General features: G+C 68.1%; 19 protein-coding genes, 3 tRNA genes and 1 pseudogene. 11 read left to right on the top strand and 12 right to left on the bottom strand.

The window, feature by feature from the left end:
- Positions 1-72 precede the first annotated feature (72 nt).
- The gene (locus tag G9C83_RS02660) at positions 73-519 is read right to left on the bottom strand and encodes a hypothetical protein (RefSeq protein ID WP_167244565.1); all 447 of its coding nucleotides are present in this window, start codon (positions 517-519) and stop codon (positions 73-75) included.
- Positions 520-610: 91 nt separating this feature from the next.
- Here G9C83_RS02660 and G9C83_RS02655 point away from each other — a divergent pair.
- The 3 genes from G9C83_RS02655 to G9C83_RS02645 all read left to right on the top strand — a co-directional run bounded on the left by G9C83_RS02655 (position 611) and on the right by G9C83_RS02645 (position 2,494).
- Positions 611-683 (top strand) — tRNA-Arg (locus tag G9C83_RS02655).
- 404 nt (positions 684-1,087) lie between these two features.
- On the top strand, positions 1,088-1,843 hold the full coding sequence (locus tag G9C83_RS02650) for a PHP domain-containing protein (protein WP_167244564.1): 756 nt from the start codon (positions 1,088-1,090) through the stop codon (positions 1,841-1,843).
- A gap of 39 nt (positions 1,844-1,882) precedes the next feature.
- Positions 1,883-2,494: a DUF309 domain-containing protein gene (locus tag G9C83_RS02645; RefSeq protein WP_167244563.1), complete on the top strand. Its 612-nt coding sequence runs from the start codon at positions 1,883-1,885 to the stop codon at positions 2,492-2,494.
- Here the strand turns inward: G9C83_RS02645 and G9C83_RS02640 are convergent.
- The 4 genes and pseudogenes from G9C83_RS02640 to azf all read right to left on the bottom strand — a co-directional run bounded on the left by G9C83_RS02640 (position 2,491) and on the right by azf (position 4,633).
- A complete protein-coding gene (locus tag G9C83_RS02640) occupies positions 2,491-2,727 on the bottom strand; it encodes a hypothetical protein (protein ID WP_208288405.1) in 237 nt (78 codons plus the stop codon). The genes G9C83_RS02645 and G9C83_RS02640 overlap by 4 nt on opposite strands.
- Positions 2,728-3,537, bottom strand: coding sequence for a M48 family metalloprotease (locus G9C83_RS02635; protein WP_167245669.1), 810 nt, complete (start codon positions 3,535-3,537; stop codon positions 2,728-2,730).
- Between the two features lie 118 nt (positions 3,538-3,655).
- Positions 3,656-3,763: pseudogene (locus G9C83_RS15975) on the bottom strand (NAD(P)-dependent oxidoreductase); the annotation flags it as partial.
- Between the two features lie 102 nt (positions 3,764-3,865).
- Positions 3,866-4,633: an NAD-dependent glucose-6-phosphate dehydrogenase Azf gene (gene azf / locus G9C83_RS02625; RefSeq protein ID WP_167244562.1), complete on the bottom strand. Its 768-nt coding sequence runs from the start codon at positions 4,631-4,633 to the stop codon at positions 3,866-3,868.
- Between the two features lie 108 nt (positions 4,634-4,741).
- Between azf and G9C83_RS02620 the strand changes: the two genes are divergently transcribed.
- Positions 4,742-5,068, top strand: coding sequence for a dihydroneopterin aldolase family protein (locus tag G9C83_RS02620; protein WP_167244561.1), 327 nt, complete (start codon positions 4,742-4,744; stop codon positions 5,066-5,068).
- A 60-nt stretch (positions 5,069-5,128) separates the two neighbouring features.
- A complete protein-coding gene (locus tag G9C83_RS02615) occupies positions 5,129-5,578 on the top strand; it encodes a DUF5790 family protein (RefSeq protein WP_167244560.1) in 450 nt (149 codons plus the stop codon).
- Here G9C83_RS02615 and G9C83_RS02610 read toward each other — a convergent pair whose 3' ends face one another.
- The 3 genes from G9C83_RS02610 to G9C83_RS02600 form a co-directional block, all read right to left on the bottom strand.
- On the bottom strand, positions 5,579-6,316 hold the full coding sequence (locus G9C83_RS02610) for a creatininase family protein (protein ID WP_167244559.1): 738 nt from the start codon (positions 6,314-6,316) through the stop codon (positions 5,579-5,581).
- 52 nt (positions 6,317-6,368) lie between these two features.
- Positions 6,369-8,282, bottom strand: coding sequence for an ABC transporter ATP-binding protein (locus G9C83_RS02605; RefSeq protein ID WP_167244558.1), 1,914 nt, complete (start codon positions 8,280-8,282; stop codon positions 6,369-6,371).
- Positions 8,283-8,364: 82 nt separating this feature from the next.
- Positions 8,365-8,868 carry a DUF192 domain-containing protein gene (locus G9C83_RS02600; protein WP_167244557.1) on the bottom strand — a complete coding sequence of 168 codons (504 nt, stop codon included), beginning with the start codon at positions 8,866-8,868 and terminating at the stop codon, positions 8,365-8,367.
- 82 nt (positions 8,869-8,950) lie between these two features.
- Between G9C83_RS02600 and G9C83_RS02595 the strand changes: the two genes are divergently transcribed.
- The 3 genes from G9C83_RS02595 (at position 8,951) to G9C83_RS02585 (ending at position 10,733) form a co-directional block, all read left to right on the top strand.
- Positions 8,951-9,024 (top strand) — tRNA-Val (locus tag G9C83_RS02595).
- A 206-nt stretch (positions 9,025-9,230) separates the two neighbouring features.
- Positions 9,231-10,571, top strand: coding sequence for a glycosyltransferase family 2 protein (locus G9C83_RS02590; protein WP_167244556.1), 1,341 nt, complete (start codon positions 9,231-9,233; stop codon positions 10,569-10,571).
- Positions 10,572-10,659: 88 nt separating this feature from the next.
- Positions 10,660-10,733: transfer RNA gene (locus G9C83_RS02585), tRNA-Phe, on the top strand.
- Between the two features lie 257 nt (positions 10,734-10,990).
- Here G9C83_RS02585 and G9C83_RS02580 read toward each other — a convergent pair.
- On the bottom strand, positions 10,991-11,185 hold the full coding sequence (locus G9C83_RS02580; protein ID WP_167244555.1) for a hypothetical protein: 195 nt from the start codon (positions 11,183-11,185) through the stop codon (positions 10,991-10,993).
- Positions 11,186-11,435: 250 nt separating this feature from the next.
- Between G9C83_RS02580 and G9C83_RS02575 the strand changes: the two genes are divergently transcribed.
- The 3 genes from G9C83_RS02575 (at position 11,436) to G9C83_RS16115 (ending at position 12,662) form a co-directional block, all read left to right on the top strand.
- Positions 11,436-12,095, top strand: coding sequence for an HAD family hydrolase (locus G9C83_RS02575; RefSeq protein WP_167244554.1), 660 nt, complete (start codon positions 11,436-11,438; stop codon positions 12,093-12,095).
- 119 nt (positions 12,096-12,214) lie between these two features.
- Positions 12,215-12,409: a cold-shock protein gene (locus tag G9C83_RS02570; RefSeq protein WP_059055516.1), complete on the top strand. Its 195-nt coding sequence runs from the start codon at positions 12,215-12,217 to the stop codon at positions 12,407-12,409.
- A gap of 127 nt (positions 12,410-12,536) precedes the next feature.
- Entirely contained in the window at positions 12,537-12,662 is a 126-nt protein-coding gene (locus G9C83_RS16115) for a hypothetical protein (RefSeq protein WP_279587133.1), read from the top strand.
- Between the two features lie 21 nt (positions 12,663-12,683).
- Here the strand turns inward: G9C83_RS16115 and G9C83_RS02565 are convergent, their stop codons facing one another.
- Genes G9C83_RS02565 through G9C83_RS02555 form a run of 3 tightly spaced genes read right to left on the bottom strand, consistent with a single transcriptional unit; the run spans position 12,684 to position 16,655 of the window.
- Positions 12,684-13,520, bottom strand: a complete 837-nt coding sequence (locus tag G9C83_RS02565; protein WP_167244553.1) for an aldo/keto reductase — start codon at positions 13,518-13,520, stop codon at positions 12,684-12,686.
- Between the two features lie 58 nt (positions 13,521-13,578).
- Positions 13,579-15,261 carry a DUF87 domain-containing protein gene (locus G9C83_RS02560; protein WP_167244552.1) on the bottom strand — a complete coding sequence of 561 codons (1,683 nt, stop codon included), beginning with the start codon at positions 15,259-15,261 and terminating at the stop codon, positions 13,579-13,581.
- A gap of 47 nt (positions 15,262-15,308) precedes the next feature.
- Positions 15,309-16,655: an LLM class flavin-dependent oxidoreductase gene (locus G9C83_RS02555; RefSeq protein ID WP_167244551.1), complete on the bottom strand. Its 1,347-nt coding sequence runs from the start codon at positions 16,653-16,655 to the stop codon at positions 15,309-15,311.
- Between the last annotated feature and the right edge of the window lie 127 nt (positions 16,656-16,782).

Below are 16,782 nucleotides of genomic sequence, written 5' to 3'. Positions count from 1 at the left end.
GCCGAATTACGCCGTCTCCGTCCGCGGGTCGAGAGTGGCATACGTCGGGATGGTGCGCCCTCTCGTTTGAAGTTACGGGCTGGCCGTCGCGACCTCGCGCGTCTCCCCGCGACTCGCGTGGACGACCGCGACGCTCCCGGGGACCTCCCCGGCGAACGACGCCGTCGCTTCGTAGTCGATTTCCATGATGCACTCCGCGCAGCCGTCGGCATCCTCTTCGCGATACGCTTCGACGACGAGCGTGAACTCGTCGGCGTCCGCGTCGTAGTTCGCGTCCGCGAGCCGCGCGGCGGAACACGCGTTCGGCCCGCTGGTCGTCCCCTCGACTGTGACGGTCGCCGCCTCGGCGTCGAACGAGACGCTGGCTGCCTCGCGCTCGGTCCCGCACTCGGCCGCGGTGACAGCGAAGTCGGTGTCCTCGTAGCTCGTCTCTGACTCCGTCCCGTTGTCTCCAACTGGACTCGTGCAGCCGGCGACGACCAGCGCCGGCACCACCGCGAGCAGCGACCTTCGTTGCATAAGTTCGGGTGTGCTCTGAAAAGTGAAGAACCTTCCCGCGCCACCCCCGAATCGTAACCGCTTTACGTAAGTCGGGGCTACGAAAAAGTGAGTCCGGGTAGGGTAGTGGACTATCCTCTTGGCTTGCGGAGCCAGGGACCGGAGTTCAAATCTCCGTCCGGACGTAACTTCTCTCGACGCTACGACCGCGAGAGCCCTCTGTAGCTCTCGCGTCGTACAGCGCGTATTATCGTCAGGAGATTTGAGCAGACCAGACGCGCGCAGCGAAGCGAGCACGTCTGGGCGAGTTCAAATCTCCGTCCGGACGTTTTTCACTCGCTAGCGCTCGCTCAAAACGACCGACGGGCCCGCGCTCGCGACGCTCGCGCGGACGCCAGTAGACCGCCGGTCTACTGTGCCGCCGAGCAAGCTCGGCGACTCCGTCCGGACGCTAATCCCTTCGAACCCACGACCGCGAGCGACCGCTGTGTCGCCCACCTACCGCGAACAGTCAGAGCGTCAGTAGTTCCGCTGTGGCGACCCGTGTCGGGCACGAAGTACTTGACTGTGGGCCGTATAGGGGCCGGCGATGAACGAGGACCGGGCGGTGCTGTCAATCGACCCGCACGTCCACTCGGAGGGCTCGTACGACGGGAGCGAGCCGGTGGAACTCATCCTGGAGCACGCCAGCGACATCGGGCTGGACGGCGTGGTCGTCACCGACCACGACGAGATCGAGGAGTCGCTGTACGCGGCGGAGCTGGCGCCGGAGTACGGGCTCGTCGGGATTCCGGGCGTGGAGGTGTCGACGGCGGCGGGCCACCTGCTGGCCATCGGCGTCGAGGAGCGCCCGGAGCGCGGCCGGCCGTTCGAGGCGACCGTGACCGGGATTCGCGAGCAGGGCGGCGTCGCCGTGGTCCCGCATCCGTTCCAGCGGAGCCGGCACGGCGTCCGGCGGAAGAACGTCGGGGACTGCGACGGCATCGAAGTGTACAACTCGATGGTGTTCACGGGCTACCGGAACCGGCGCGCGCGGACGTTCGCGGAAGAGCACGACTACCCGCGGTTCGGCGCGAGCGACGCGCACTCGATTCGGAACGTCGGGCGGGCGTACACGGACGTCGCGCTGCCGGACGTCGACGCGGGGACGCCGCCGGGCGAAATCGCGACCGAGGACGTGTTGTCGGCGCTGCGCGCGGGAGAGACGGACATCCGCGGGAAGCGCACGCCGGTTCACCGGAGCACGCGCCAGTACACGAAGGGCGCGGTGCGGAAGAGCGCGTACCTGCTGACGGCCTCCCTCCCGTTCGTGAGCGCGTGGCCGTCGTCGATGAACAACGCCTGAGGACGAAACGCGTTTGCGCGTGGCGGGCGAACCCGCCGTATGGACGCGGCGCTGCGCGCGGGTATCGCGGTCTACAACGCCGGCCACTACCACGCTGCCCACGACGCGTGGGAGGCGGAGTGGCTGGCGTTAGACGAGGGCGACGACGAGCGACTGCTCCACGGGCTCATCCAGTTCTCGGCGGCCGTCCACCACGCCCGCGACCGGAACTGGGCGGGCGCAGTCGGCCTCTGCGAGAGCGCGGGCGAGTACCTCAACGGGCTTCCAGCGGACTACCGCGACGTGAACGTGGATACGGTGCGAGCGTACGCGGACGCGCTCGCGGCGGACCCGGAGCGAATCGAGCGCGCGGAGCCGCCGTCGCTGACGTACGAGGGGCGCGCGCTCGACCTCGACGGCCTCGACGCGCCGGCGGGCGTGGAGGCCGCGGTCGCGCTCGCGGAGGACCTCGGCTACGACGAGGCGTTCGTGGAGACGGGCGCGGAGTACGCGCGTGAAGGGCTAACTGAGGGGGAGCTCAACGAGTTCGGCGTGCTGCTCTGTGACTTCGCGACCGAGCCCGAGCAGCGCGCGCTCGTCGCGACGCGGCTGCGACAGCACGTACAGCGGCGGCAGCGGCGAGAAGAGGACGTGGCGGGGCTGTTCGATTAGGCGTACGTCTGGTAGGCGATGACGCCGGCGACGGCGATGCAGGCCACGCCGAGCGCGCGCACGACCCACACCCACGAGTCGGGAATGGGTTCGTCGTTGCCGTAGTCGCCGCGGCGGCGGCGCTGGGGGCCCACGAAGACGGAGAGCTGGAGCGCCGCTCGCGGCGCGAGAATCATCGCGAGTCCGAGCGCGGCGCCGAGGACGACCGCGAGGAGTTCGCGAACCCCGGCCATCTACGAGCGGAGGCGCTGGATGCGCTTCTCCGTGGGCGGGTGCGTGGAGACGAGCTTCTGGAGGAGGCCGCGGTCCGCGCCGAAGATGCACAGCGCGTTCACGTTCTCGTCGATCTTGGAGTCACGGGAGCGCTGGTTGCCCTGCTGGATCTTCTCGAGGGCGCGGGCGAGCGGGTCGCCGCCGTTGATGATGCGCTTGGCGTCGGCGTCCGCGACGTACTCGCGGTACCGGGAGATGGCGAGCACGAACAGCATCACGAGGAACTGCACGAGGTTGCCGACGACGATGGCGAGGAAGAAGTCCGCGAGGTCGTTGTCGCCCGTGAACAGGACGATGTACTGGGCGACGATGCCGACAACCGACGCGACTCCCTGCCCGAGGACCATCATGACGACGTCGCGGTTGTCGATGTGCGCGAGCTCGTGGGCGATGACGCCCTCGAGTTCGTCGCGGTCGAGCAGCTGGATGAGCTCGCGGGAGACGACGACCGTGCCGTTGCCGCGGCGGCCGACCGCGAACGCGTTCGGCACGCCCATGCTCGCGATTTTCAGGTTCGGCTTCTTCAGGTCCCGTTCGCGGCAGACCTTCTCGACGAACTGGTGGATCTGCTGGTACTGCCGTTCGTCCATGTCCTCGGCGCCGACGCTGCGTAACGCCGCCCACTTGCCGATCTTGTACTGGACGCCGACGAGCAGGATGCTACCGACGATGGCGATGCCGAGGATAGTGGTGGTCTGGCCGAAGAACGCCCAGGCTGCCAGCACCGCCAGAGAGTAGAACGCGAAGAGGATGGTGCCGACGATGGCCATCCGTACTTTGAGTCCGATGTGTCGCATAGGGGAAGATTACGCGCTCGTACGTATAAATCCATCTGTGAGTGAACGAACGTGAACTCCCCGCTATCGGGCGGTCTGTCGGATTCGAGAGTCAGTCGACCCGCTCGTCGCCGTCCCACTCCGCGGAGTTGTCCTGCGGGTCGTAACCCAGCACTTCCCGGGCGCGCTCCAGGCTGTAGTACTTCCTGTCGTTGTCGGAGACGCCGACAGGCTCGCTTCCCTCGCCTGTCGAGCCCTCGCTCGCTTCGCTCGCGAGGATGCCGTAGACGATCTCGTAGCCGGTCGAGGAGAAACGGCCGAATTACTCCGCGTCGGGGACCCGCTCGTCGCCGTCCCACTCTGCGGAGTTGTCCTGGGGGTCGTACCCCAGCACTTCCCGGGCGCGCTCCAGGCTGTAGTACTTCCTGTCGTTGTCGGAGATGCCGTAGACGATCTCGTAGCCGTAGTCCGCGCGCAGACAGCAGTCGAAGAGGTGCGCGCAGTCCCGCGGCGACAGCCACATCGCCTGCCCGCGCTCGTAGTCGATGGGCGGGTGACCGGCGGTGAGGTTGCCGATGCGGACGGCGACAAAGGAGAGGTCGTGCTCGTCGTGGTAGTACCGGCCGAGCGTCTCGCCGGTGGCCTTCGAGACGCCGTAGAGGTTGCCGGGCCGCGGGAGCTCGGAGCCGTCGAGGCGGTAGTCGTGGTCGCGCTTGTAGAGGTCGGGCTTGCGCTCGGTCTCGAAGTGGCCGACCGCGTGGTTCGAGGACGCGAACACGAACTTCTCGACGCCCGCGTCGACGGCGGCGTCGAGGACGGTCTGGGTGCCGTCGATGTTGTTCCGGAGGACGCTCTCCCACGGAGCCTCGGGCCGGGGGTCGCCGGCGAGGTGGACGACGGCGCCGACGTCGTCGACGGCGTCGCGGACGACGTCTTCGTCGGTGATGTCGCCGACGACGGTCTCGTGGTCGACGTCACCGGTCGGCGGTTCGCGGTCGAACAGCCGCCACTCGTAGTCGTCCCCGATGCCGTCGAGGATGGCTTGCCCGACGCGCCCGGCGGCGCCCGTGAGGAGGACCGGTTCGTCCATTCGATTGGGAGTCTGGAAGAGCGACGCAATGAAACATGCGATTCGCGGGCGAGCGACGCGAGCGCGCGAGGCGACAACGATTAGCCCCGGCCGGCCGACGGCACGGGTATGGCAACCGAGGCCCAGCAGGCGTGTTTCGAGGCGGGCATCAAGTTCGGCGCGCTCTACCACCAGTTCGCGGGGACGCCCGTGAGCCCGGAGAGCGCGCCGAGCCTGGAGACCGCTATCGAGGAGTCCATCGAGAACCAGCCGTTCTGCGAGTCCGTGACAGTGGACATCCTCACCGAGAAGCTGGACACCGAGCACGGCTACACGGAGCTGACGGGCGAGTACATGGAGGTCGAGGTGGTCGTCGACTACGAGGGCAGCGAGGTCGTCGCGGAGATGGCGATGCACGAGGGGTACCCGCTCATGGAGCTCGCGAGCGTCGAGTGAGCCGCGTTCACGTCCGCCACGGGGCGTGCTTTTAAATCAGATGCGGGCGAATCACGGGACATGAGTCAGTCATCGCTCGACGACGACGAACTGTTCGGCGAGGCCGCCGAGGAGATGCGCGCCGACGTCGAGGAGCACCTGGACGCCGCCCGCGAGCAGCTGCCGGCCGCCGACGACGTCTGGACCGTCGACGCGGACAACACGCTCGGCGTGCTGAACGCGCTGCGCTCGGCGCTCGACACGGGCGACGTCGAGGAACACCTCCGGGACGCGAAGAAGGCGTTCGTCGTGGGCGAGCGCGCGGACGCCTTCGAGGACGCCGACGACCTCGAAGCCGAAATCGAGGCCGTCGAGGGCGTGCTCGGCGACCTGGAGACCGCCCGCGAGCAGGTCGGCGAGCTCGCGTCGACGATTCCGGAGCTCCGCTCGGCGCTCGAAGACGCCCACGAGGGCGGCGAGGACGAAGCGGAGAGCGCGGACGACGACGAGAACGAGGAAGACGAAGCGTAACTACTTGTGCGGCGGCCGGCTCGTGTCCCGGTCGGCGACGGCGTCCAGCAGGCCGCACAGCGAGTCGACGGCCAGCGACAGCAGTTCCTCGCCGCGGTCCGCGTCGCCGTCGGTCGGATCCCCAACCACGCCGTTCTCCGTGAACTCCGCAGAGTCCACGGCAAGGTTGGCGTGCGACTGCCACTCCCCCCAGCGGTCGCTGGCACCTTCTCTGGCCTCGTCGAGGCGGTCCTCGCGGACGAGCTTCGGGTGCGCGTGCCGGAGGAACGCGGTTTCGAGCGGGCCGGCGTGGCCCATGTCCGAACTGTGGTCGCCGACCGCGTCGAACCACGTGAACGGCACCGCGTACGCGTCGCCGTCGCGGGTGATCCGCTGGCAGACTTCGCCGAGCGCGGGGGCGTTGCCGCCGTGGCCGTTCACGACGACGACGCGGTCCCAGCCGTGGCTCGCGAGGCTCGCGACCACCTCCCGGACGTTCGCGCGGAACGTCTCCGGGGAGAGCCACAGCGTCCCCGTGAACTGGCGGTGCTCCTCGGAGACGCCGACGGTCAGCGGCGGCGCGACGACGACCTCGCTGTCGTAGTTCGATGCCGCGGTCTCGGCGACGGTCTCGGCGGTGACGTGGTCGGTGCCGAGCGGCGCGTGCGGGCCGTGCTGTTCGGTGCTCCCGACCGGCAGGAGCGCGAGGTCCGTGTCGGCGGCGTCGGCGTCCGTCCAGGTCGCGTCCGCGAGTCGCATACGCGGCCCAATGCACCGCCGCGGTTTGTAGCCTGCCCTCCCGGCAGCGAGGTCAGTCCTCGGCTTCCTCGTCGACGTGGGCGGTGCGCTCGGCCGCGCGCTCGATGAACTCGTCCGGGAGCTCGTCGATTTCGCCCGCCTGCACGCCCCAGAGGTTCGCGTAGAGGCCGTCCTCCGCGAGCAGCTCGTCGTGGGTGCCGCGCTCGACGATCTTCCCGTCTTCGAGGACGACGATCTTGTCGGCGTCCTTGATGGTAGAGAGGCGGTGCGCGATGGAGAACGTGGTGCGGTCCTCGGTGAGGCGGTCGAGGCTGCGCTGAATCAGCATCTCCGTCTCCGTGTCGACGTCCGAAGTGGCCTCGTCGAGGACGAGAATCTCGGGGTCTTTGAGGATGGCGCGCGCGATGTCGATGCGCTGGCGCTGGCCGCCGGAGAGCTTGACGCCGCGCTCGCCGACCTTCGTGTCGTAGCCCTCGGGGAGGTTCGTGATGAAGTCGTGGGCCTCTGCGGCCTTCGCCGCCGCCACGACTTCCTCGCGGTCGGCGCCGAACGTGCCGTACTGAATGTTCTCCATGACGGTGCCGTAGAACAGGAACGTGTCCTGACTGACGTAGCCGATGTGCTGGCGCAGGCTCGGCAGCGTCACCTCGGAGATGTCCTGTCCGTCGATGCGGATTTCGCCCTCGTCGACGTCGTACATCCGCAGCAGGAGTTTGAGGACCGTGGACTTGCCGGCGCCCGTGGGGCCGACGAGCGCGAGCGTGTTCCCGCCCTCGACCTCGAAGTCGACGTCCTCGACGATGGGCTCGTCGTCGTAGCCGAACGTCACGTCGTCGTAGACCACGTCGCCGTCGGCGACGTCGAGCGCCTTCGCGCCGGGGTTCTCCTCGATGCGCGCGGGTTCGTCCATCAGCCCGAAGATGCGCTCGCTGGACGCGCGGGCGCGCTGGTACATGTTGATGATCTGGCCGAACTGCGCCATCGGCCAGACGAACTGCTGGCTGAGCTGGATGAACACTACGAACTCGCCCGCCGACAGCGTTCCGGACATCAGCGGCGGCGGCCCGACGAGCACCCAGTAGCCGCCGACGAGGAACGTCAGCACGAACCCCGTCCCGGCGATGATGCGCAGCGCCGGGAAGAACTTGATGCGGATGGTGATGGCGCCCCAGTTCGCGTCGAAGTACTCCCGGGAGACGCCGTCGACGCGCTCGGACTCGTAGGACTCCGTGTTCGACGTCTTGATGACCTGGATGCCGCCGAGGTTGTTCTCCAGCCGGGAGTTCAGGTGGCCGACCGAAGAGCGGACGTCGGCGTACTTCGGCTGGATGGCCTTCACGAAGCGGTACGTGAACCACGCGATGACGGGCACCGGCAGCATCGTGATGAGCGCGAGCTGCCAGTTGTAGACGAACAGCACGACGCCGATGGCCAGTACCATCACGGAGAGCCGGAACACGGAGTTCATCCCGTCGTTGAGGAACCGCTCGAGGCGGTTGACGTCGTTCGACAGGATGGACATCATCTCGCCGGTCTGCTTGGTGGCGAAGAAGTCCATGTTCAGGCGCTGCATCTTGTCGTAGGTGTCCGTGCGGACGGCGTGCTGGATATGCTGGGAGAAGGAGTTCCAGCCCCAGTTGCGCAGCCAGTGGAAGCCGGCGCCCACGAAGAACGCTCCGGCGATGACCGCCACCGCCGCGAACAGCTCCTCGGTCCGCGTCGCGGGCCGCAGCGAGGCGGGGAGGAACGGGAGGAACGTCTGCCCCTGCGTGAGCGCGTCGACGGCGTACCCGAGCATGATGGCGGGAACGAGGTCGAGCACGCGCGCGAAGACGCTCGCGAGGACGCCGACGAGCGCCGCGAACTGGTTGTCCCGCCCGTACTCGTCGAACAGGCGGTACATCGCGTTGTCGACCTCCTCGCGCTGCTCCTCGAAGGGGTCGTCGTCTTCGATAGCTGTACTCATTCTTCTTGGGAGAAGTGACGACTGGACAAAAACACTTCCCTACGAATCGAAACAACCCCGGAGACGTCGAGCAGTCCCCGAGTCAGTCCTCGATACGGACGCGGTCGCCGACCTCGACGCCGTGCTCGATCGTCCAGTTGTACGGGACTTCGAGCACCCACTTCCCGACGCCCTCGTAGCCCGTGAGGTCCTCGTTGTCCTCCTCGACAGGCGCGTGGTGAATCCGCGTGATGCGGCCGTTCGCGCCGACGTACACGATGTCGATGGGGAACGACATCGAGCGCATCACGTACGTGTGGTGGCCCTCCTGGTCGTAGACGAACAGCATCCCCTCGTCGTCGCCGAGGGACTCGTGCTCGCTCAGGCCCGTGTACCGCTCGCTCTGCGTCTCCGCGAGTTCGACCGTGGCGCTCCCGAGTTCGGTGCCGTTCTCGTCCTCGATGTAGACACGGGTCCGGTCGTCGGCAGTCGCCGCGTCAGTTCCCGCGTTCGTCGTCGCATCCGGCGTCGTCGTCGAGTCCGCGGAGAGCCCCGCGCAGCCGGCGACGACCAGCAGGCAGACCACCGCGAGCGTGCGCCAACTCATGGCAGGGCCTACGACGGCCCGGGGTTTGGACGTTCCGCCGAAAGGAAACGGTTTAGGCCGCGGCGCGACTTCCGTGAGACGAGGGTTCGTGGTCTAGTTGGTCATGACGCGGCCTTTACAAGGCCGAGGTCGGTGGTTCAAATCCGCCCGAACCCACTGTATTACGCGATCGCGAACGGCCTCCGTGCCGTTCGCGTCGCTCAGCTTGTGCGGTGAGGGCGATTTGAACCCTGCGAGACGAACGAAGTGAGTCTCGCTTCGGTTCAAAATCCGCCCGAACCCACTCTACACACCAGTAAGCGACAGCCACGGCTGTGAAGCCTCTCGGTAACTTTCCGGGCGGCTGCGGTCTACGGGAGACGATGGAAGTGTCGACGCCCGACGGGTCGTGGTCCGGGGACGCACGGACCGCCGCGGTTGCGGGTGCGCTGTCGGCCGTGCTGGTCGCGCCAGGCGTCCTCCTCCCGGGATACGCGCGGGTCGGAGCAACGGCGATACTCCTGTTCGGACTCGCGCTGTCGACGCGCGCGGTCGCAGCGGCGCTGCTGGCGTTCGTCCGCCGCGAGCCGCCCGCGGAGCCGCCGGATTCCGAACTCCCGACGGTGAGCGTCCTCGTGACCGCGTACAACGAGGCCGACGTGCTCGCAGAGACGGTCGAGGCGTGTCTGGAGGTCGACTACCCGCGCGAGAAACTGGAGGTCGTCGTGGGCTACGAGGCCGCGTCGACCGACGGCACCGGCGACGTTGCGGCGGAACTCGTGAGCGCGGACGAGCGTGTGGTTGCGGTGGAGCGACCCGCGCCGCCGGGCGGCAAGGCGGCCGCGACCAACTACGCGCTCGACCGCGCGGGCGGCGAGGTCGTGTTCGTGCTGGACGCCGACCAGCGCCCCGAGCGTGGTGCGCTCCGGCGGGCCGTCCGGTGGTTCGAGGACGACGACGTCTGGTGCGTGAAGGGGCGGTGTTTCGGGACGAATCCCGGTGACTCGCTGCTGTCCCTGTGCGCGACGGTCGAGCGCGGGCTCGTCGAGCGCACGGAGTTCTACGTCCGCGACCTCGTCGGCGGCTTCGCGTTGTTCACCGGCGGTCAGGCGCTGTTCCGGGCGTCCGCACTCGACGAGATCGGGCCGTTCGACGAGTCAGTTCTCATCGAGGACGTGGAGATGGCGTACCGCGTCCGGCGCGCGGGCGGCGAGATTCGCGTCGACCCGGGCGTGGTCACCCGGGAGACGAACCCGGCGTCGCTGTCCGCGTGGTGGAGCCAGCGCCAGCGGTGGGCCCGCGGCGGGATGCAGGTCGCGCGCCGCCACCTCGATTCGGGGCTCACATCGGACCCGCCGCCGCTACGGGCTCGCGTGGACTTCGCGCTGACGCTGGCGGCCGTCGTCCTGCTCCCGCTCGTCGCGCTGGCGTCGCCGCTGCTGGCGGTCGCGTGGGTCTACGCCGCCGGGCAGTTCCCGCTCGGCTCGACTACGGCGCCGTTGTGGGCGTGGGTCGCGCTCGGGCCGATTCTGGCGGCGTCCCTGCTGTTCGCGCTCGACTATCGGGACGGCCGCCGCCACGACCGCGTGGAGTACGCCGCGCCGCTGCTCCTGTGGCCGTACTTCGCGCTGCAGGCGCTGGCCGTCGCCACCGCGTTCGTCGCGGAGTTCGTGCGCCGGCAGCCCTCGGTATACGTCACGAGCACGGCGCCGTCCGACGACTGACCCGGACTGACCGAGCGACACGGCCGTCCCGCCGCCCCGCGCCGATTCGAAACGCTTTTTCCTACAACTGCCGTCGTCTCGACTGCGAGCCGCCTTAGCTCAGACTGGGAGAGCACTCGACTGAAGATCGAGCTGTCCCCCGTTCAAATCGGGGAGGCGGCATTTTCCTGCGAACGAGGGGAGCAGTGAAACTGCTCCCGACCCGATTTGAGCTCGTGAGTCGCGCGCAGCGCAGCGAGCACGTCTCACGGCGTTCAAATCGGGGAGGCGGCATCCCGATTCTACGCGATTTCGATTCGACGAGCGTTCGCTCCGTCCTGAATACGTTCCTGCGGCCGTAGCACGGTGAGCAGGCTCACAGAGCTCGTATCCACGAGGAGGAGCGACAGTCGAAACGCGTCAGTCGTCTGCAGTCAGCGTCACTCGTCGAGGAGTTCGGCGGCGGCGCCGAGGACGACGCCGGTGGCGACGTAGGTGCCGAACTCGCCGGGAATGTGGACTTCGGGGTCGCCGTACGGGGGGAGGAGTCGGACTTCGAACTCGTTGTACGTCGGTCGAACGAGCGGGCGGACGTCGTCGAGTCGCTGGACCGCCTCGTCTACTGATTGGAGCATGTGAGCGTTCGCGGAACCGTAACGCGGAGAGGTACATAAATCACTACCTACCGTTAGTAGGTATGACATAACAGGGCGCCAGACACCGTGTACGACCGGATTCAGCGAGTAAGGTCGCGTTAATGGGCGTTTCGGGGTCGTAGATGGGGACGGGGGTCGTCCGAGCGGTCGGCGCGGCCGAAAGAACGAACCGTCAGTGCGCCGTTGCCGCGCTGAAACGTTTATCAATGCGACGCTCCATAGTAGAACTATGACCTACGACACCGTCGTGTTCGACAACGACGGCGTCCTCGTTGGCCGCACGCGGTACGACGTGCTGCAGGCGGCGACCGAGGACACGTTCGAGCAGTTCGGCGTCACCGACCCCGACCCCGACGACATCGAGGACATGACCATCGGCGCGACGCCGAAGACCGTCAGCGACGTCTGCAGCCGCTACGGGCTGAAGCCCGGCGAGTTCTGGCCGACGCGCGACCAGACCGCCGCGGAGGCCCAGTACGAGGAAGTCCGCGAGGGCCGCAAGACCCTCTACGACGACCTCGACACGCTGCACGACCTCGACGCCTCGATGGGCATCGTGAGTTCGAACCAGCAGGCGACCGTCGACTTCGTGCTCGAGCACTTCGGCGTCGACGACCTGTTCGGGGCGGCGTACGGCCGCGAGCCGACGATCGAGAGCCTCCGCCGCCGGAAGCCGAACTCCCACTACATCGACCGCGCGCTCGCGGACCTGGACGCGGACTCGGCGCTGTTCGTCGGCGACAACGAGTCGGACGTGCGCGCCGCGGAGAACGCGGGCATCGACTCGGCGTTCATCCGGCGGCCCCACCGCCGCGACTGGGAGCTGAACGTCTGGCCGACGTGGGAGATCGACTGTCTGGAGGACCTCCACGACATCGTCGAGAGCTGAAGGGCGACAACAGCCGCCGGCTCGCCGGTAGCGGGCCGCTACGCCGGTAGCGCTGCGGTTCGGCGCTCTCGGCCCGTGCCACAAAGGTTATTAACGAACGGTGCGTCTCTCCAAGAGCAATGGCAACCGGTACGGTTGACTTCTTCAACGACACTGGCGGTTACGGATTCATCGAGACTGACGACGCGGACGAGGACGTGTTCTTCCACATGGAGGACATCGGCGGCCCGGACCTCGAGGAGGGTCAGGAAGTCGAGTTCGACATCGAGGAGGCCGACAAGGGTCCGCGCGCGACGAACCTCACTCGGCTGTAATTCGGTGACACGCCAGCGTCGTTGACGCTGGACAGGAGGTATCGTTTTCAGACGCTCACACCGCGTAGCGACAGGTGTGTTCGGTTCTGCCGGAATATGTACCCGTGGCGAAGCCGACTACGTAGACATGCGAGCTTCCAGTCTCGCGTTCGCCGTCGGCGCGTTCGTGTTCGTGCTGCCAATCCCCGGAACGTTCGTGACGGGCGCGCTCGTGTTACTCGCTGCGACCGTCGCACGGTACACCGGCCGGTAGAAAGAGACTCGCTACCGCTGCTTATTCCAGTCGCGCGAGGTCGTCCTCGGAGAGGTCGAGGCCGCTGGCGGCGACGTTCGATTCGAGGTGGTCGACGCTCGACGTCCCGGGAATCGGGAGCGTCACGGGCGAGTGCTCGAGCAGCCACGCGAGCGCGACCTGCCGGACGGTCGCGTCGTGGTCGTCGGCGACGGCTTCGAGGTCCGAGCGCTTCCCACCGAGGTCGCCGCCGCCCATCGGGAAGTACGGGATGAACCCGATGCCGTAGTCCTCGCAGGCTTCGAGGACGGCCTCGTGTTCGCGGTCGGCGACGTTGTACGCGTTCTGGACGGTCGCGACGTCGACGATATCACGGGCGGTCTCCAGCTGTTCGACGGAGACGTTACTGAGGCCGACGTGGTCGACGAGGCCGTCGTCCTCGAGCTCCGCGAACGCGTGCACGGAGTCCTCGAAGTCCGTATCGGGGTCGGGGCGGTGGAACTGGTAGAGGTCGATGGAGTCGACGCCGAGGCGGTCGAGCGAGGCCAGCGCCTCGTTCTTGATGTAGTCGGGGTCGCCGTGGGGGATCCAGTCGCTGGCGCGATTCCGAAGCAGGCCGGCCTTCGTCGCGACGACGGCGTCGTCGGTGACGCCCGCCTCGCGGATGAGACGCTCGCTCACGCCGGGGCCGTAGGAGTCCGCGGTGTCGATGAAGTCGACGCCGAGGTCGACGGCGCGCCGGAGCACGTCGCGGGCTTCGTCCTCGTCGTCGGGCGACCCGATGACGTCCTCGCCGGTGATGCGCATCGCGCCGAAGCCGAGCCGGTGGACGGTCAGTTCGCCGCCGATGTCGAACGTCTCGCTGTCGTTGTGGACCATGCGAGAACAGTCGACAGCCTGTCGGTTAGGTGTTGGTGAAACGGACTCGCCCGCCGGGTCAGGGCTCCCACTGGTCGCGGAGCTCCGTGCGGGGCTTCGAGGGGTCGTCGTGCTCGACGAGCGTGCGCATCCGGTCGGCGTTGAACGCGTACGCGCGGTCGTTCCGCGCGACGAGGTCGCGGCTCCGGAGCTCGCTGAGCAGCGTGTGGACGGGCTCGACGTCGACGCCCGCGGCGGCAGCGAGGTCGTGGGCGGTCGTGCCCGGGTTCGTCGCGAGCTCGGAGACGACGCTCCACGCGGCGTCGTCGTTGCACTTCGAGTCGCGGCGCGCCGCGTTCACGCGCGTGACCACCGGCGGCGCCTGCAGGAGGTCGACGACCGCCTCCGGTGTCGGGCCGTCAGACTCACTCTCACTACCGGGTCCAGCGCCCTCCTGGAGTTTGCTGCGTTCGCCGCGTCGCCGCAGGCGGTCCTGGACGGCGTCCACGACCGCGTCCTGGGGGCCGTCGTCGGCGTCGTCGCCGGCTCGGGCCGTGTCGGGCTCGGCCGGGTCGGTCTCTGCGTCGGTCGTGTCGTCGGTCGGCGCGGCCGAGACTGCGCCGTTCTCGACTTTCGACTCGAGTTCGTCGATTCGCGACTCGAGGCGGTCGATCTGCTCGTTCTTCGTCTGGAGGGTCGCCTGGTAGCCGTCCGGGGGCGAGCCGTCGCCGTGCGCGAGCGCGTTCGCCATCTTCCGCGCCGCCGCGGAGACGTCCCGCGCGGTCTCCAGTTCGGACTCCAGTTCCGCGATGCGCTCCTCGCGGTTCTCCAGTTTCGATTCGAGTTCCTCGACGCGGTTCTGCTCCTGTTCCTTGCGGTCGGTGATCTCCCCGAGGTCCTCCATCAGCGACCCGCTGACGGACTTCAGGTCGGGGCGCTCGAAGTCGTCGAGGCCGGGCGTCGCGCCCGCGTCGAACGTGCGCTTGCGCTTGAACTGCACGCGCCGGACCATCTCGTCGCTCCAGTCCGTCTGGATGAACGCCTCGCCGTCCCCCAGGTCGACGACGTCGTCGGCGTACTCGCTGCCGACGATGCGGCCCACGACCTTGGTGTCGTTCTCCCACGTGAGCCGGTGCCACACCAGCCAGTTCGCCTGCGTGATGAAGTCCTTCTTGACGTCTGCGGGGCGCTGGCTGATTCCGACGACGCCGAGACCGTGCTTGCGGCCGCGCTTGCCCACCTTGATGAGGAGGTTGCCGGTCTCGCCGACGCCGCCGCCCTCCGGGATGTACTCGTGGCACTCCTCGACGACGAGCAGGAACGGCTTCTTGAGCTTCTTCTCCTTCGCGAAGAGGTGCCGGACCGTCTCCCGGAGCAGGTCGTCGGCCTCCTCGTCGTCGAGGTAGCCGGAGACGTCCAGGATGATGGGAACGTTCTCCTCTAAGGCGAGGTGTGCGAGCTTCTCGGCGTGCTCGACGCTCACCTGGATGTCGCACTCCTCGTCGGCGCCCGCGTGCAGGAGTTCGTACTCCTCCTTGAGGCCGTAGTACTCGCCGTCCGTGTCCACGATGAGCACGGGGTAGCCGGCCTCGAGGAGTTCCTCCACGACGACACTGGTCGTGTTCGACTTCCCGGACCCGGACTTCCCGGTGACGAACCCGCGACCGGTGAGCATCTCCACGATGGGGAAATCCAGTCGGTCGCCGTCGGCCGTCTCCCCCACGTGAATCCGCTGGTCGCCGTCCGCTGCGGTGTCTGCCATCGCTGTGAGCCACACGAGCCGGGGAGAAAACCGTTGTCCTCGCTGGTCTACCTGCTCCCGGGGTGGCCGTCGGGGAGGCCGCGGCGGCCGAACGTCGTCTCCCGGAGCGTCTCGCCCTCGTACTCCTCACGGAGCAGCCCGCGCTCGCGGAGCTCGGGGACGACGAGGTCGACGAAGTCCCGAAGGCTGTCGGGGCGTGCGACTTCCTTGACGTTGAAGCCGTCGACGCCAACCTCGTCGAACCAGTACTCGAACTCGTCGGCGACCTGCTCGGGCGTCCCGACGACGACGGGCGAGGTGGTGCCGAGGCCGGCGAACTCCGCGACCTCCCGCACGGTCCAGTCGCGGTCGTCGTTCGACGTGAACGCGTTCACGACGCCCTGAATCGCCTCGGTCTCGATGTGTTCGAGCTGCTGGTCGGGGTCGAGCTCGGAGAGGTCCACGTCGACGAACCCGGAGAGCAGCGCGAGCACGCCCTCGGTGTCGATGTGGTCGGTGTAGGCGTCGTACTTGGCCTCAGCGACGGCCTCGGTCTCGCCGACGATGGGGACGATGCCGGGGAAGAACGCGAGGCTGTCGGGGTCGCGGCCGTGGGACGCCGCGCGCTCGCGGAGGTCGTCGACGTAGTCCTCGACCGCTTCCGCGGAGGGCTGGCTGACGAAGACGGCTTCGGCGTGTTCCGCGGCGAACTCGCGGCCGCGGTCCGAGGAGCCAGCCTGGTAGAGGACGGGCGTGCGCTGCGGGGACGGTTCGGCACCGTGCGGGCCGGGCACGTCGAAGTACTCGCCCTCGTGGTCGACGGCCGAGACCTTCTCGGGGTCGGTGTAGACGCTGCTGTCGCGGTCGCGGACGACGGCGTCGTCGTCCCAGGAGTCCTCGAAGAGCGCGTACAGCACGTCCATGAACTCGTCGGCTCGGTCGTAGCGCTCGTCGTGGTCCATGCGGTCGTCGTAGCCGAGGTTGTCCGCTGCGGACTCCAGGTAAGAGGTGACGACGTTGAACGCGACGCGGCCGTCCGTGACGTGGTCGAGCGTGGAGAGCTCGCGGGCGAGCTGGTAGGGGTGGTTGTACGACGTGGACTTCGTGACCGCGAACCCGAGGTCGTCGGTGACCTCGGCCATCGCGGGAATCAGGTACGCGGGGTCGTTCGACGGCGTCTGGACCGCCTTCTCGACGGCCGTCTCCCGGGAGTCGCCGTAGACGTCGTAGACGCCGCGGACGTCCGCGAAGAAGACGGCGTCGAAGCCACCGCGCTCGGCGGTGCGGGCGACGTCGGTCCAGTACTCGCGGTCGCGGTAGCGGTGGGACTGGTCGCCGGGGAGCCGCCACGACCCGACGGAGACGTGCTCCACGGAGTCCATCGTGAAGAGGTTCAGCCGCATCCGGTCGCTCATTGCGCCCGGGTAGGGGGATGCGGCGTTTAAGCCGGCCGGTCGCGACGGTCGCGTGGCGTTGTCACGGAGAGCGGCAACGCTCGCCGAACCGGGGCTGACAGGCGACGAAGCGGGCCGGCGCGGCGCG

The organism is Halobacterium sp. R2-5, assembly GCF_011734195.1.
GTDB lineage: Archaea > Halobacteriota > Halobacteria > Halobacteriales > Halobacteriaceae > Halobacterium.
Note: the sequence above shows the minus strand (reverse complement) of the source record. Positions and strands in the feature narration are given on the sequence as shown.

Coding starts and splice junctions, on each gene's coding strand:
- G9C83_RS02660 (WP_167244565.1), bottom strand. CDS start 519: ATGCAACGAAGGTCGCTGCTCGCGGTGGTGCCGGCGCTGGTCGTCGCC.
- G9C83_RS02650 (WP_167244564.1), top strand. CDS start 1,088: ATGAACGAGGACCGGGCGGTGCTGTCAATCGACCCGCACGTCCACTCG.
- G9C83_RS02645 (WP_167244563.1), top strand. CDS start 1,883: ATGGACGCGGCGCTGCGCGCGGGTATCGCGGTCTACAACGCCGGCCAC.
- G9C83_RS02640 (WP_208288405.1), bottom strand. CDS start 2,727: ATGGCCGGGGTTCGCGAACTCCTCGCGGTCGTCCTCGGCGCCGCGCTC.
- G9C83_RS02635 (WP_167245669.1), bottom strand. CDS start 3,537: ATGGCCATCGTCGGCACCATCCTCTTCGCGTTCTACTCTCTGGCGGTG.
- azf (WP_167244562.1), bottom strand. CDS start 4,633: ATGGACGAACCGGTCCTCCTCACGGGCGCCGCCGGGCGCGTCGGGCAA.
- G9C83_RS02620 (WP_167244561.1), top strand. CDS start 4,742: ATGGCAACCGAGGCCCAGCAGGCGTGTTTCGAGGCGGGCATCAAGTTC.
- G9C83_RS02615 (WP_167244560.1), top strand. CDS start 5,129: ATGAGTCAGTCATCGCTCGACGACGACGAACTGTTCGGCGAGGCCGCC.
- G9C83_RS02610 (WP_167244559.1), bottom strand. CDS start 6,316: ATGCGACTCGCGGACGCGACCTGGACGGACGCCGACGCCGCCGACACG.
- G9C83_RS02605 (WP_167244558.1), bottom strand. CDS start 8,282: ATGAGTACAGCTATCGAAGACGACGACCCCTTCGAGGAGCAGCGCGAG.
- G9C83_RS02600 (WP_167244557.1), bottom strand. CDS start 8,868: ATGAGTTGGCGCACGCTCGCGGTGGTCTGCCTGCTGGTCGTCGCCGGC.
- G9C83_RS02590 (WP_167244556.1), top strand. CDS start 9,231: ATGGAAGTGTCGACGCCCGACGGGTCGTGGTCCGGGGACGCACGGACC.
- G9C83_RS02580 (WP_167244555.1), bottom strand. CDS start 11,185: ATGCTCCAATCAGTAGACGAGGCGGTCCAGCGACTCGACGACGTCCGC.
- G9C83_RS02575 (WP_167244554.1), top strand. CDS start 11,436: ATGACCTACGACACCGTCGTGTTCGACAACGACGGCGTCCTCGTTGGC.
- G9C83_RS02570 (WP_059055516.1), top strand. CDS start 12,215: ATGGCAACCGGTACGGTTGACTTCTTCAACGACACTGGCGGTTACGGA.
- G9C83_RS16115 (WP_279587133.1), top strand. CDS start 12,537: ATGCGAGCTTCCAGTCTCGCGTTCGCCGTCGGCGCGTTCGTGTTCGTG.
- G9C83_RS02565 (WP_167244553.1), bottom strand. CDS start 13,520: ATGGTCCACAACGACAGCGAGACGTTCGACATCGGCGGCGAACTGACC.
- G9C83_RS02560 (WP_167244552.1), bottom strand. CDS start 15,261: ATGGCAGACACCGCAGCGGACGGCGACCAGCGGATTCACGTGGGGGAG.
- G9C83_RS02555 (WP_167244551.1), bottom strand. CDS start 16,655: ATGAGCGACCGGATGCGGCTGAACCTCTTCACGATGGACTCCGTGGAG.